Here is a 14,309-nt window from a genome sequence, read left to right as displayed (position 1 = left end):
CCCTTCCTCCCCCTAACCCATCCATTCCGTCGCCGCGGCCATGCCGAACGGCACCCAATCGAGCAGATCGCGATCCAGCAGCCTTTTTCGTCGATGGTAGCTGGTGCCGTTGCCGATCCCCATCTCGCCGCCATTTTCCGCGCCGAGCAGCAGCCCGTCCGGATTGGCGGGTACCAGCGCGCCATAGCCCGCCTGGCCATAGTCCAGGCTCTCGAAGACCGGGGCGGGCGAACGGGTGTCGTTCTCGCTCGGGAAGCAGCGATAGCGGCGGGGCACGATCGCGCCGCGCGGCACCGCGCTGTACCGGGCGCAGCCCGATTGCAGGCGGCGCGCGGACACCGGCGGGTCGGCCAGCGTGCGATCGGGGCGCGCGGCGAACAGCGTGTCGTCCACCTCATCGAAGGCGAGCAGGCGTACGTCGCCGAGGATGGTACAGCGCCGGCTCCACAGGATGCCGCCGGCCGTGCCGCCGAGCGCGGCAATGGCGGGCATGTCGGCCGCGCCGCTGTCGACCAGGCAATCGACCAGGTCGATCTCGACCGCCGGCGCGACCCGGATCGCGCCCAGGATGCAGCGCAGCGCGAGCAGCTTGCAGCCGGGCTCCTCGATATGGATGCTGCCGCTGCCCGGCACGACGGTGCAGTCGATCAGCGTCAGCTGGCGCAACCCCTCGGCGAGCACGTGCAGGGTGTCCCCGGCGAGGCGCAGACCGCGCAGGGTGAGGGTCGAAGCTTCCCCGGCGCCGATCTGCCAGGCTTGGGGCAGGATCAGCGTCGGCCAAACCCCGTCGCCGCCGCGCAGCTCCAGATCGGCGCCGGGGGGCAGGGCGGTGCCGGCGGGCGGGGCGAGCGTGCCGCCGAAATCGATGCGCAATGCGGGCTGATTGGCCAAATTGCCCAGCGCCTGGCCGAGCAGGGCAGAGACCTGTGCGGGTGAGGCGTCCTGCGCGATCACGGCGGGGGCAGCGAAGGCGATCGGCACGTGCGGGCGCCGGTCGCGCGCGCCGAACAGCGCCCGCATCCGTGCCTCCGCTGCCGCATCGGCGGTCTCGCGCTGGGCACCGCCGACGCAGAGCTCCCGGCCGAAATGCAACGCGGTGCCGAAATGATAGCGCACCCGGATCGAGGACGGGTCGACGCCGGCGCCCCCGCCGGGTAGCAGAAAGCGCCCGCGCGTCGGGTCGATGCGGATGCGGTCCAGCTCGTCCGGCAGGCCATGCGCGTTCCATTGGCCGGGGCCGCCGTCGTCGCCCAGGTCGCAGAAGCAGATCTGCTCCACCGGCCGATCCACCCCGGCGATGGAGAGCAGGATGCTGTCACCCGGCCCGTAATAATCCTTCGGATAGGCCACCGCCGCGACGAGCGGGATCGGCCCCGGAACCTGATCCGGCAGCAGGCGCGATCGCAGCTTATCCGTCTCGGAAAGCTCGCGGGGGAAGGCCCAGAGCGCGATGTCGCGCCCCAGCGGATCAAAGCGATAGCCGCCTGCCACCCCGGCGGCAGGAGTGGGTACCACCTCGCCATGCGCAATGCTGCGACGCGTCCACACGCGAGCGCCGACATTGCGCGGCGCGAAACGGCCGCCCTCGCGCATGTCGCGCAGCTCGACGAGATGCTGGCCGACCGTCGAGGGCAGGCCGAGCAATTTGCCCGGCGCACCGTTGACCGCCACGGTCATCGCTCTCCCGTCGCCGGGAAAGTTGAGATGGGTGGTCTGGACGACGTGCGCGCCATATTCGATCGCCTCGGCGGGGGCGACCATGATGTTGCGGGTGCGGTTGGCCAGCGCCCAGGCGGTGCCCTTGGCACGCCGATTGCGGATCGTGTCGGCCACCTGCTGCCGCGCGCTTTCCGCATCGCCCACATCCAGGATCCGCGCGCCGACCAGCGCGCCGAGATAGGGAACCATCCAGTCGGCACAGGTCTCGATGAACTGGTCCTCGTACAGCCAGTCGACCTCCGCCTCGAGCAGATCGAGCTGCTGGCCGAGCGCGGCGAGCAGCGTGACGAGCGGCCCCTCCGCGGTGTCGCTCAGCGGGTCGGGGGCGGGAAAGCCCTGCGCGGCGGCGATCCGTACCGCCTGCTCGGCATCGCGGATGCGGAAGATGTCGGGCAGCAGCGCGAGCAGCCGCTCGGCGGCGCTGGGGAGCTGCGCGGTGCTCATGCGACGACCACCAGCTCAGGGCCCGCTGGATGCAGCGTGAGCAGCTCGGCGGCGACGGGGGCGATGCGGATGCCCGAGCGCGGCGCCTCGGCGAAGAGCGACTCGGCGAGCGCCGTCGTCTCGCCGCGATACAGCGCATCGAGATCGATCCAGTCGACGCCCGGCACCGCCTGCATCAACGCGATGACTTCGGATCGGTAGACCGGCTGGCCGAGTGCCCGTCGCTCGAAGGAGAAGGTCTCGGCCAGCGCGGCCGCGACCGCCGCGCGGACCATGTCTGGCACGAAGGCGGGGTCGACGCGGAGTGTCGCCGCCACGCGGAAGGTGGCGGGCCTGTAGGGGAGGATGGTGAGCACGATCGCCGCGTCTGAGATCTTCGCGATCGCGCCGCGCAGATTCTCCACGTCGCGCGCGGCAGGGACGTCGCCGGCCACCCCGGCAACGGTGAGCGTGATCGCGCGCGACCTGCCGTTCCATGCCCACACCGCCTGCGCCTTGGCGATACCGCCAAAGGCGCGGGCGAAATCCTCATAGTCCTGAAGGGTCACGATCCGATCGAGCGTCATCACCGAGAGCGGCGCATTGGCCCGCGCCTCTTCCAGCGTCTCGCCGTCGGCGGCGCCGGTGGCCGGGAGCGGATTGGTCACGGCCTTCACGCCGAGGGGCGCGCCCGCGAGCAGGCTCAACTGACCCGCGCGCACCATGCCCTCGCGGCCCAGCCCCTTGCGCCACCAGGCGACGACATTGTTGATGCCGGTGGGCAGGCGCCGGCCGTGGATCCCGTCGCCGAACACGACCTGCACCGTGCCTTCCTCGCCGTAGCGCAGCTGGTACACGCGGTCGTTCGGCCCTGCATCGCGCAGCGACGGCAGCTCGGTCCACAGCAGCCCGTCGACCCGGATGACGAGCGCGGCGGCGAGCCCCTTGGCATTGGCCGCGCCGATATGGGTAAGCGGCGCGATCGGCAGCGGGAAGCTCTGGTTCGCCGACCCGGCATTGCCGTGTCCGATCGGCTGGCCGCCGCTTTCGCCATGGGTAGCCCGTGCGACATTGGCGTTCACCCGGACGGTGTCGCGCGCGAACGGGCCCGTGATCGCCGAGGCGAGCGTCAGCACGGTGCGGCCGTCGTCGAGCTCGACGTCGCGGATGACATGCACCTCGCTCTCGATCACCCCGCGCAGGTCCGCGCGCTCGCCGGTGATCGCGATCGGGCGACCGGGCTGCAAGTCCGGCAGATAGCGGTCGAGCCGGAGTTCCGACCCCGCGACGTCCTCGCTCACCGGAATCGGCGCGAGTGGCAGGTCGCGACTGTCGGCGAGCACGGTGACGTCGGCTGCCGAGACCGACCATCCCGAAGGCAGGCCCGACTGGAGGCCCAGCTGCGTTACCCGCGCCGTCAGCCTGCCCAGGGTCGCGCTTACGGTATCGACCGTCGTTACCTTGGTGACGAACGGGGCACCTGCGGAGCGGTGGAAGGCGATCCAGCTGCCGGGGCGAAGCTCAGGATATTCGGCGTCGAGCTTGATGGTGGTGGTACCGGTCGTCAGCGTGGGCGGTACCGGGCTGGGGGCGAATCCCGCCGCCTTCTCGTTCGGCACATTATGGCCGAACACCGCGGCCCGCACCTTGAAGTGGAACAGCCCCTGCGGCGCGGGCAGCGCGGGCGCCAGCGTCCGGCGCAGATCCAGATGCAGCGCGAGCTTGCGGGTGTCGACCCGCGCGGCGCGGAAGGCGCTTTCGATCGCCACCTGCTTGCGGCGCTTGCCGAGGATCTCCTCGGTCACCAGGCCGGGGGCGAGCGTGCGGCCGGCAAAGCTGATCGACAGCGGGTAGAAGTGCATCAGCATCGGCAGGAGGATGACGGGGTTCACCGGCTGCGCGGTGAAGGGGATCCGCGTGGTCTGCGCGGGCGCGTCGGGCGTGACCGCTTCCGCGCGGTACAGGTCCTTGCCGGTGCCGCGCACCAGGAGCAGCCAGTCGCCCCGGCGCACATCGGCAAGCACCCCGCGGCACAACGCGGCGCCTGCGTCCGCCACGTCCTGCAGCGACTGGTCGCGCTCCATGCGCGGCCGCATCGCGGAGAGGTGCGGATGGCCGATGATCGCCTCCACCGTCTCGAACGTGACGATCGTCTCGCCGGGACCGGGGATGGACCGGGCGCGCGTGCCGACCGGAATCGGCACGTCGAGCGGCGCGCCGGGGGCATCCTCAAGCGTGAAGGCCAGCCACGCCTCGGCCGCCTTGCCGGGGCGCAGCTCGTAATCGATCAGCCGGGCCAGCGCGCGCAGCGAGCGGCGCTCGGTCGCGGTCTGCAGCGACGCCTCGTTGACGATGCGCTCGGCGTAGAAGCTCAGCACGTCGCCGGCGACGGCCCAGCTGTCGATCAGCGCGACGGTGGGATCGGCGGGATCGCGGCTGTTCAGGTCGCGCAGATAGCGGGTGTCCCGCGCGATTCCGTCCAGCATGGCCTGGCGCAGTTCCGCATAGCGGCCATGGGCATAGCCGATCGCGCGCAGCCCGGGCGGATTGACGATCCGGTCGGCCGGTTCGATCGGCTCGGCTGCGCTCATTGCCCGCCCTCCATCGTGAAGTGGACGACGCCGCGATCCGGGAAGTTCGGGTTGTTCGCGAGTACCGGGATCTCATAGGCGCCGATGTTCAGCGTGCCGTCGGCCAGCGCCGCGGCGTCGTCGGCCGCCACGCCCTGCCGGCGCAGCGAAGTGATCTCGACATGCGAGACGCCGTCCACCGCCTGCGCCGCCGCATAGAGCCGCGACAGGCGGATCGCGCTGCCGAAACCGAGCGTGTCGGGATGGAACAGCGCCGGCGTGCCGTCGGGCAAATGCCCGTCCGAGAACAGCCGCATCAGCCGCTGGTGCACGGCGTCGCGCGGCACGCCTGCCCGCACGCACACCCGCATCGCGATCTCGATCGGCACAAGGTTGGGATCGCGGAACTCCAGCACATGGCCGGCGAGGCGATAGCGCTCCAGCAGATCGCGGAAGGATTGCTCCAGCCCCCCGTCGACCCGACCGCCGCCGACCAGATCGACCAGCAGCACGAAGGCGCGCGCGGCGCCGGTCCATTGCTCCACCGCGCGCACATTGGCGACGCGCGGATCGTCGCGCAGCAGCCGGGCATAGTCATCGCCGGTGACGGCGCGTTCCTGCGCACGGAGCATGATCGGCGCGCGCTGCCGCACCTGCGCGATCGTTTCCGGCTCGGTGCCGCCGATCGCCGGCAGCGGATTGCGCACCGCCTCCACGTCTCCCGGTCGTGCGGTGAGGCCGGGGACGAGCGCTCCGTCACGGTTCTGGTGCGGATCGGTCAGCAGATGGGCAATCGCCTCCGCGCCGACATTGCCCGCCGTGCCGTTGCCCAGGCGGTAGCGCACCTCGAACGGCTGCCCGGCATCGAAAGCGGCCTGGTCCTCGATCGCCCCGGTCCGCAGGGTGGCGCGGCCCTCTTCGCCGATGTCGAGCACGAGTTGCTGGCCCTGGGGGGTGAGGATCTCGTCCACCACGGTCCATAGCGGATCGCTGCCCGCACCCGCATCGCTGCGCACGCCGAGCTCGGCGCAGGGCGTGCCGTCGGGGTGCAGCGCAGCGGCGGCGGAAATGCCGGGAAGGAGCGGCGCGGCCCTGGTGATCGGGCCGGCGGAGAGCGGAAGTTCATAGCGGCGGCGCCCCGGGCGGCGGCGTGCCAGCACCGTCTCTACGCCGCGCCATTCGCCGTGATCGACGAGGATCAGGTTGCCGCGCGCTACCGCCGTCGGCTGGTCCGGCGATGGCGGGATGCCGTCGATCGCGTCGGTGCTGTCGACGCGCGCGAGCGGCAGGTCGAACGGCAGGGCATCGGCCGCGCCCCATGCCAGCGTCAGGATCTCGAGCGGGGCCGGAGCGCCGCCCTCGGTCCGCCCGACCGGATCGATCGACGGAGTCACGCCGGTCAGCCGCACGACGTGGCGGCGCTGCGGATCGGGCGAGGCGTTGCCGCTGGCGTCGAGCACCTCCTCGATCAGCAGCAGGTCGTCCGGTTGCAGCGTGAGCGTCCGGCCTTCGTCCACCACCGCCATCGATACGGTGCCCTTGGGCAGCACGATGGCATCGCCTTCCAGCCAGTCATGGATGCGGATGCGGTTGTGCGCGCTGCTGAGCCGTGCCGGCTCCATCGCCTCGAACAGCGCCGCCCCCGCCGCGCGCGCGACGAGTACGTCGGGCGTCTCGCCGCTGGCGGGGGCGACGCCGTGCGCGCGCGTCATGAAGCGGGTGCCCTTGCTCGCGCTGGCCAGCAGCGGCGCGAAGCCGGGGGCGGGTGCGCGAAGGCGAACATGGACGAAGGCGCGCGCATTGCAGCCGTCGCCCATCCGGTAGCCGACCAGCCGCGCATGCCGCTTGGCGGAGATGCGCAGCCGGGCGGTGTGGAGATAGGCTTCGGTGGCCACCGCATCCTGGGCATAGGCCAGCCGATCGGCGACCGAGGCCAGCATCTCGATCAGCGTGATCTCGGGCGAGGCCGCGCCGGTGTCGGTCCAGCCGGGCACGTTGCGGGCGAAGCGGCTGACCATCAGCTCGCGGAAGCCGGCATAGTCGCGCGCCATATAGTCGATCGAATCGTCGGCCGGCGGCTGCGGCGCGGGTGGCGCTTCGGCTTCGCAGTCGAAGCCCTGCTGGCAGGCCAGCCGGAAGCCCAGCGGAATGTCGGACAGCAGCGGATCGAAGCCGGGAAGCAGCGCGCCGCCCCGGCGCAGCGCGAGGTTGTAGATCGAGAAGTCGCCGCGCTCCGCCACCGTCAGCGTGAGGACATTGCCCGCGATCTGCGGGTCGCGCACCGCCACGCTCGGCCGCCGCACGCCGCCGGTGATCGTCACGTCCTCGGCGCCGATGGGCGCCGCCGGCGCAAAGACGAGTTCGCAGACGAGCTGGAGCGCCGCGCCCGTCTCGGTCAGCTCCACCGAGACGATGCCGTTTACCGGCGGCGCGCCCGCAGCTGCAGCTTCGCGGAGGCGGGCCGCGCGCAGCTCGCGCCGGATGTCGCCGCTCGGCCAGCTCATGCGACCGTCCTCGCGAAACTGGCGGACTCCACGTCGCCGGTGGCGCGGACGCGGTAGTCGAGGTCGATGCGCAGCACCGCATCCTCGGCGGAGACGGACAGCGTCTCGATGGTCAGCACATTGCCCAGCCAGCGTTGCACGGCCGAGCGCACCGTCATCTCCACGGTCACCGCCAGCTCGGGCGAATTGCCGAGGAACACCAGCTGGTTGAGCCCGCAGCCAAAGTCCGGGCGGTGCGGCCGCTCATTGGGGGCGGTGAACAGGACGAGATCCAGCATGTCCCGCAGATGCCGGGCCTCGTCCGACGTCGCGCTGCGCCCCAGTTCGGGGCGGTAGGGGTGGGAGAGCCATTTCATGTCGCCATCACCCGTGTCTGACCCGGCAGCACGATGCCCGGGCCGGTTGCGATCGGCATGCTCGTCTGGAGCAGCACCGGCTGGCCCGACGCCTTCACCCGCAGCGCCGGCGCGGTCCAGGTGAGCGTCACGCAGGGCGGGGTGGGGGAGCCGGTGAGCGCGCAGCCGGCCACGACATGCTGGTCGCTCGCCACCGCCACCGGGCTGCCGGCGACCTTGACGCGCAGCGCGGTGGGGATGTGCGTTCCGGTGCCGGCATGGCCGCATTGGACCGGGGTCTGCGAGGTGAGGATCGGCGCGCCCATCAGATCACCTCCAGCGCGCCGCTGTTGATGCTCACCTGCGGCCCGGTGAGCGCGATCTTGGCGCCCTGGCCGTTGTCGATCTCGATGCCGGTGGGGCCGAGCGTCAGCTTGGCGCCGCTCGCCATCTTGATCTCGAGCATCGCCGCGCCGGGCAGGTCGTCCAGCTTCACCTGGATGCCATCGGTTTTGAACACGCGGGTCTGCTCGATCGCGGGTTGCGCGGGAGGCATTTCCTGCGCGCTCCAGAAGGTGCCCATCCAGACCGGGTCCTGCGGCGATCCGCCCTCGAACATCACCCACACATTCGCGCCGACCGGCGGCAGGCAGAAACCCCCGATGCCGCTCTTGCCGCCAAAGGGTGCGCAGGGTGCCGCCCAGGACAGCTGCGACTGGCCCTGCACCCCCGGCACCTGCACCTGCAGCCGGCCGAGCTGCAGCGGATCGAGATTGCCGACCACGGTGCCGCGATAGATGCCGGGATAGCGCTCGCTCATGGCAGCACCACGGGCGTCGTCGTGCCGAGCCCTTCGCGGCTGAGCTTGAAATGCTGCTTGTATTCGCCGCGCTTGAGCTGGTGCTTCACCTCGCGGACGAAATACAGGCCGTCATGCGCGCGCCCGCAGCCGCGCAGGCCGACAAGCTGGCGCGGCTGCAGGACGCGGCCATAGCGCGTGCCGTCCAGATCGCCCTCTGCGGTCAGCACCTGGGCGGAGCGCTCGGCCTGGGCCTGCGCCTCGCCGATGGCGACCGTGGCGGAACGGCCGCCCCGCGCCTCGTAGCGGCGCTCGCCGGCGGTCACCGGGTTGGCGAGCGCGGGCTCGGTCGCCAGCGGCACGGCAAGCGGCGGCGTGGTGCGAACCGGGACGGTGCGATTGGTGCTGCGGTCCTGCACGTCGCCGGTAACGGCGTGGGCGTCGGTGGCATCGTTCTGGAAATTGATCGAAAGGACGTTGCTGTCCGGCCCCATGTTCACGGTGAGCGCGCTTTGCGGCAGCCCGATCCGCGGCTCGGGCCCGAAATAGCCGGTGCTGGTCATCGGCGCGGGGCCCGGCGTGACCGTGAAGATGCAGCCGGCACGTTCGGCCAGCTGCCGGAGGAACTGGAGGTCGGTGCCGGCCTGGGTCGGCACCCGGTCTATCGGCAGGTCGACGTCCATGACCAGCGGCGGGAGGATCATCGGGATCAGGCCGTAGGGCGCGTAGCGCGCCATCACCATCGCGGCGATCGCGGCAACCGGCATGGCCGGATAGCTTTCCGAGCGCTCGACCCGGTCCATCACGGCGCGGACATCGGCCGCGGTCACGGCCAGCGTGCCGTCGCCCTGGCCCTGGCCGGGATTGAGCTGGGTCTGAGTGATGACGCCGTCGAACAGCACCGTAGGCAGGATGCCGAGCGTCAGCAGCACGACGATCCGTGAACCGGCCCGCAGCCCGGGCTGGTTCATGATGGGATAGTCGGCGATCTCGGCCAGCGTCGATCCGCGCCCCGCCTTGAACTGCGCCTGGAGCGCCGAAGGCTCGTCGGTGCCGAGCGCGATCTCCAGCGTGTCGAGCGCATCCAGTGCGCGTTGCGGCAGCGGCACGGGCAGGCCGGGACCGGCCAGCACGGTGAGATGGATGCCGAACAGGTTCACTTGCCCGCCTCCGGCAGCGGCACCTTGAGGCGTTGCAGCCCGGGGTTCTCGAGGTCGTCCGGATGGATCAGCCGGTGCGCGTCCGCGATGCGCCACCAGGCGGTGGAAACCCCCTGGACCCGCGCCGAGAACAGATCGAGCCGCTCGTCGGGTGCCATCTGCGCGATGCCCGCGATGGTGAGCGACTCCGGCTCGGGCAGGAAGCGCCGGGCGAGATAGGTGACGGGCTTGCCCGCCGGGCCGATCCGGGTGCGGATCACGCTGTTGGCGTAGCGGCCATCGGGATCGTTCATGCCCATCTCCTCACAGGATCCGCTGGCCGGCGCCGAGCACCGCATCGAGCGACGTGGCACTTGCCGCGCGTGCCATCGCTTCCTTGGCGACCTGCTGCGCAAGGCTGATCTGATAGCCGGGGTGGGTGAACGGCAGGTCCGAATAGGTCAGCACCTTGAGACCCAGCGACACCTTGGCGCGGATCGGCCGCAGTCCGGGTTCGAACCCGTCCTCTGTGATTCCGAACTCCGCGATCCGCACCGGCAGGATCCGCTGGCTCCCGAACACGAACAGCGTGAACGGCGCCTGGGGCGGGATCAGCTCGATCGTGCCGAGCTGCGCGAGGATGGTGTTGGCGATGACCAGCTCGGTTGGCGGGGCGATCAGCATTTCCAGCGCCGCGAGCTGGCGCTGGACGCCGCCCGAGGGATCGTCGACGTCGCTGTCGGTGCCGTCCAGCTCGATGTCGAGCTTGATCGTCTCGTGCGGGGCACCGGCGATGCGGAACGCCTCCTCGCCCGCGGCATCGCCGCCCCCGGCGGTGCGCACTTCCAGCGTGCGGGTGAGCGTGCCGGGATTATACTGGAAGACGATCACGTTCGGGATCGGGCTCGGCAGCCGGAACGATACGATCGCGCCGCGCAGGGTGCGGGGGGAGAGCGGGGTCATGGCTCAGGGCTCTCCCGGACCGCGGAACGCGCTCGTCACCCGCCAATTGGTCACGCTGGGGCCGCTTTTCCGAGAGTTCTCCGCCCGGTTGAGCAACTGCAAATTGCTCTGCATCTCATACCATGTTTCGCGCGGCCCCTGCGGCAGGGCGTTCCCGGTATCTTGGAAATGTGTCGCGACCTCAACCTTGTGGTCGATGTGGACGTTGCCAGGCATGTTTAGGTCGAGATAGGGGACGACAGGATACATCCCGCCAGCGTCCCGCACGACGAATACTTTCGGCCGCGTGGCCGGGTTCGTAACATAGGGATTGGTTGCCCAGTACGGGTCCGTAAGCGCCTCGTGATTGAGGCGGTTAAATTCGGTATCTTTCCAGCTCGGATCGATCGTCGACGACCAACTGCTCTTGTAGAAGGTATTGCGCCACAGCGGGTAGCCCCGAAACTCGGGCCTTATCTCGTCATTCAGAACGAAGCGTGACGGGTGGCCCAGATCGGTAAGGTTCTTGATCCCGTGCGCAGCGCCGATATCGACGGCTGCCTGCAATACCTCGTTGAACCCCTGACGCGCCTGTTGCTGTGCCCATGCATGATTGTGGTGGGCACGCAGAACGATGGCATCGTAGTTGGCGTTGAAGAAGGTTTCGTATCGATCGATGTCCCGCCGGAGCAGACGACCGAGCGCGCGGGCAAGCTGGGTTTTGCCCGTCGTCTGCGCCTCTTGCTGTGCAGTTTCGACGGCGCGCTTGATTTGGTGAAAACTCGCGGAAGCCATTTCCAGCGCCAGCGAGCCGTTGCTGGCAAACAGTCGAAGCGTGTGGCTCTCCCCGTTCATGCTGAAACCTTGTTCGAAAATTGCTCCCGACGCAGCAGGCTCGGCGGTCCCGCGTATCGTGTTGAACACCTGACGAAGGGCTTGACCGAGTTGATCCTCGACTTGGCCCAGTTCACGCGGTTGTGCGGTGGAGGCGGCCTGACTGCCGGGGGACGCTGCGGCGGCTTGATCCGCCAGCGGGTCAAGCCGCTGCAGCAGGCTCCGAGCGGTATCGATGTGTGCTTCAGCGCCGCTGCGGGCAGAGCCGTCCAGTCGTGCCGCCTCGCCCGCCAGCGTATCCAGCCACTGGCCGAGCGGGCGCGGATCGGAGCGCAGCATCACGGTGGCGCCAGCCGCGCCGGTGCGGTCGATCGAGAGCGTGTGGTCCTGCCCCTCGGCGACGTCGATCACGACGGGGTGGCCGATCTGCGCGGGGGCACCGGCTCCCCCCGGGCTGGCGGGCTGCGCCTCGCCCGTACCGGCCCCGCGGCGGAGCCCGAGGCTTTGCAGGATGCGCTGGAGCATCGCGTCGACCGCGTCGGCAAGGCGCTGGCGGAGGTTCTGGATGATCTCGCGCACCCGCGCCGCGACGCCGGTGACGCCGAGCAGGCTCATCAGCAGGTCGATGACCACCGGCACCAGATTGCCGAGAACGCCTTCGATCGCCTGCTTGCCCGGCTCGAGCACGCCGGCGGCGATATTGGCGATCGCGCCGACCACGGCTTGCGCGATACCGAACAGCCGCTGCATCTGGCCGCTGACGAACTGGTAGACGTTCCAGATCGTCATCACCAGCTTCACGAGCGCGCCGACCGGATTGAACAGCGAGGCGAGCCAGGTGATCGACGCCAGGATCACCCGCTGCAGCACGAACTCGCGGATCGAGGCGAGCACGCTGTCGCGCAGACTCTCCAGCGAGCCTTGGATGCGCGCCCACAGCCCGGCCCAGCCTTCGGTGATCAGCGTGCCGATCCAACTCGCCATCATCTCCAGCCGCTGGACGTTCTCGGGGCCGATGATCCGCGCGGCACGCTCGCGCACGAAGTCCCAGGTGAGGCCCAGGATCTGCCGCGCGAGGTCGAGGACGGTCCAGAGGTTCCATTCGCTGGGGATCTGGATGTCGCCGAGCGCCCCGGTGAGCCAGCCGATGATGCCGCGCCGCAGATGCTCGCCGAAATGATCGGCGAACAGCCGCACGCCGCCCACCACCATGTCGATCATGTTGGAGACGAAGCGGCCCGGATCGTTGACGATCGTCGCCACCGCTTCGGACGCCTGCCCGATCAGCGCATGAAAGGCGGCGGGGTCGATCCCCAGCACCGACAGCACCGCGTCGAGCACCCGGACCAGCAGCGCGCTCCAGTCTCCGGTGAGCGCGGCGTGCAGCATGGCAAGCGCCGCGTTCATCGCGCCCTGGAACGCATCGAGCAGCGCGTTGACCGCGGTGGTCAGCGCGGCGGCGACGGCGTTCACGGTGCGCACCAGCTGCTGCGCGACGGCGTCGATCGCGCTGTTCACGCGCCGGACCGCACCGTCGATGGCGGCGTTGAGCGCGCGCGCGAGCGCGGGGAAGATCTCGCCGATCAGGCCGTCGACCAAGCCCTTCAGCACTTCGCCCAGTGCGCTGACCAGTGCCTGCAGCGCGCGCGAGACCGCCTCGATCAGGCCGACCACCGCACGCCGCGCAAGATCGATCAGCCCCATGATCGCGCTGCGCACCGCGTCGAAGATGCGGTTGACCAGCGATACCAGCGCATCAAAGGCATCGCGCAGGAAGGACACGGCGCGTTCCCACCAGCCGGCCTCCTGCGACTCCTTCTTCTTGCGAAGCCGCTCGCGTTCCGCGTCCGCCTCGCCGCGGCGGACTTCGGCCTCGGCGTCGCGCTCGGCCTGGTCGTAGCGCGCGTCGATCCGGCGCTGGCCGGCCTCGACTTCGCGCTGCGCCTCGTCGCGCTTGTCGCGCCGGGCGCGGGCGGCCTCGGCATTGACCGCGGCCATTTCGCGGTTCTGTGCGTCGACGGTTTCCTGACGCTTGTCCTGGATCGCCTGGCGCTCGTCGGCAACCGCCTGTCGCTGGCTGCCATCGGCTTCCTGCTCGGCGGTGCGGCGATCGGTTTCGGCCTGGTCGACAGCGGCCTGGTGTGCCGCGTCCCGGGTCTCCTGGGCGCGCGCCATCTCCTGCCGCGAGGCTTCGGCGCTGGCCTGCATCTGCGCGCCCGAGGCGGAATCGAAGCTGGCGACGACCGTGTCCGGCAGGGCGAGCGCCTGGAGCTGCTGGGCTTCGGGCGCAGGCTGCAGCGCTTCGGTCTCCGGCCCGGGAAAGGCGGGCGCGGGGGCGCTGGCGTGGAGTGCGCGCGGCACCACCTGTTCGGGCCCCGGCCCGTCCGTCACCGCCTGCGCAGCCTGCCGGCGTAGCGACGATGCCTGCTCGCGCTGGGCGGCCAGGGTCTCGTCGAGGCGTTGCGGATCATTGGCGCCGTCGCGCGGCACCTGGGCGCGATCGGTCACGCTGGTCGCGATGCCGGGATTGGCGGTGGAGACCGCATCGAGGCTCTCCTCCACCCGCTCCGGCGTCGTGCTTTCGGTGAAGCGGCGTTCGATCTCGCGCCCATAGGACGGATCGACGCCCAGCGACGGCTGGGCCGGGCCGTCGGGCACCAGCACGGTGGGCTCGGGCGCGGGGGCGAGCGCAAGGTCCGGCGCGTCCAAGGGCACCGCCACCGGCGCGGGCATGGGCAACGGCCCGTCGCCGCCCCGGCTCTCCACCGCGACCGTCGGCGTCGCCTCGCCGAGCTTGCCGTTGGATGTTGCGGCTGCGGCGCCGAGCCGCGCACCAAGCTCGGGCTGCACCACCGCCTGCTGCGAGGGCGCCATGGCGCCATAGGCCGCCATCACCGCGTCGGGGCTGTCGGCGGCCGCCAGCGCATCGCGCGCCGCCGCGGCGGCCGCGTCGCGCCGAGCCGCGAGGGCGGGATCGAGCGTGGGCTCGACGAACCCGGGCGGGGCGAAACTGGGTGCGACATCGCTCTGGCCCGCCTCGGGGG

Annotated in this window: 10 protein-coding genes; all 10 read right to left on the bottom strand. The window is 70.6% G+C overall.

The window, feature by feature from the left end; translation table 11 throughout:
* Positions 1–12: 12 nt before the first annotated feature.
* On the bottom strand, positions 13–2,163 hold the full coding sequence (locus tag S2M10_RS11910; protein ID WP_168846265.1) for a hypothetical protein: 2,151 nt from the start codon (positions 2,161–2,163) through the stop codon (positions 13–15).
* Entirely contained in the window at positions 2,160–4,733 is a 2,574-nt protein-coding gene (locus tag S2M10_RS11905) for a putative baseplate assembly protein (RefSeq protein WP_168846264.1), read from the bottom strand. Before S2M10_RS11905 ends, S2M10_RS11910 begins: the two co-directional genes overlap by 4 nt.
* Positions 4,730–7,216, bottom strand: a complete 2,487-nt coding sequence (locus tag S2M10_RS11900; protein ID WP_168846263.1) for a baseplate J/gp47 family protein — start codon at positions 7,214–7,216, stop codon at positions 4,730–4,732. Before S2M10_RS11900 ends, S2M10_RS11905 begins: the two co-directional genes overlap by 4 nt.
* Positions 7,213–7,572 carry a GPW/gp25 family protein gene (locus S2M10_RS11895; protein ID WP_168846262.1) on the bottom strand — a complete coding sequence of 120 codons (360 nt, stop codon included), beginning with the start codon at positions 7,570–7,572 and terminating at the stop codon, positions 7,213–7,215. Before S2M10_RS11895 ends, S2M10_RS11900 begins: the two co-directional genes overlap by 4 nt.
* Positions 7,569–7,877: a hypothetical protein gene (locus S2M10_RS11890; RefSeq protein ID WP_168846261.1), complete on the bottom strand. Its 309-nt coding sequence runs from the start codon at positions 7,875–7,877 to the stop codon at positions 7,569–7,571. Before S2M10_RS11890 ends, S2M10_RS11895 begins: the two co-directional genes overlap by 4 nt.
* Complete coding sequence (locus tag S2M10_RS11885) at positions 7,877–8,371, bottom strand: phage baseplate assembly protein V (protein WP_168846260.1); 495 nt, start codon at positions 8,369–8,371, stop codon at positions 7,877–7,879. The genes S2M10_RS11890 and S2M10_RS11885 overlap by 1 nt, the downstream gene beginning before the upstream one ends.
* Positions 8,368–9,510: a hypothetical protein gene (locus S2M10_RS11880; RefSeq protein ID WP_168846259.1), complete on the bottom strand. Its 1,143-nt coding sequence runs from the start codon at positions 9,508–9,510 to the stop codon at positions 8,368–8,370. The genes S2M10_RS11885 and S2M10_RS11880 overlap by 4 nt, the downstream gene beginning before the upstream one ends.
* Positions 9,507–9,803, bottom strand: a complete 297-nt coding sequence (locus S2M10_RS11875) for a LysM domain-containing protein (protein ID WP_168846258.1) — start codon at positions 9,801–9,803, stop codon at positions 9,507–9,509. The genes S2M10_RS11880 and S2M10_RS11875 overlap by 4 nt, the downstream gene beginning before the upstream one ends.
* A 10-nt stretch (positions 9,804–9,813) precedes the next feature.
* Complete coding sequence (locus tag S2M10_RS11870) at positions 9,814–10,452, bottom strand: hypothetical protein (RefSeq protein ID WP_168846257.1); 639 nt, start codon at positions 10,450–10,452, stop codon at positions 9,814–9,816.
* Between the two features lie 3 nt (positions 10,453–10,455).
* A partial coding sequence (locus S2M10_RS11865) for a hypothetical protein (RefSeq protein ID WP_168846256.1) occupies positions 10,456–14,309 on the bottom strand: 3,854 nt, incomplete at its 5' end.

The sequence above is a fragment of the Sphingomonas sp. S2M10 genome (assembly GCF_012650175.1).
Taxonomy (GTDB): Bacteria; Pseudomonadota; Alphaproteobacteria; order Sphingomonadales; family Sphingomonadaceae; genus Sphingomonas.
The sequence above is the reverse complement of the archived record's forward strand: the minus strand, read 5'-3'. Positions and strand labels throughout refer to the sequence as shown.

Coding starts and splice junctions, on each gene's coding strand:
- S2M10_RS11910 (WP_168846265.1), bottom strand. CDS start 2,163: ATGAGCACCGCGCAGCTCCCCAGCGCCGCCGAGCGGCTGCTCGCGCTG.
- S2M10_RS11905 (WP_168846264.1), bottom strand. CDS start 4,733: ATGAGCGCAGCCGAGCCGATCGAACCGGCCGACCGGATCGTCAATCCG.
- S2M10_RS11900 (WP_168846263.1), bottom strand. CDS start 7,216: ATGAGCTGGCCGAGCGGCGACATCCGGCGCGAGCTGCGCGCGGCCCGC.
- S2M10_RS11895 (WP_168846262.1), bottom strand. CDS start 7,572: ATGAAATGGCTCTCCCACCCCTACCGCCCCGAACTGGGGCGCAGCGCG.
- S2M10_RS11890 (WP_168846261.1), bottom strand. CDS start 7,877: ATGGGCGCGCCGATCCTCACCTCGCAGACCCCGGTCCAATGCGGCCAT.
- S2M10_RS11885 (WP_168846260.1), bottom strand. CDS start 8,371: ATGAGCGAGCGCTATCCCGGCATCTATCGCGGCACCGTGGTCGGCAAT.
- S2M10_RS11875 (WP_168846258.1), bottom strand. CDS start 9,803: ATGAACGATCCCGATGGCCGCTACGCCAACAGCGTGATCCGCACCCGG.
- S2M10_RS11870 (WP_168846257.1), bottom strand. CDS start 10,452: ATGACCCCGCTCTCCCCCCGCACCCTGCGCGGCGCGATCGTATCGTTC.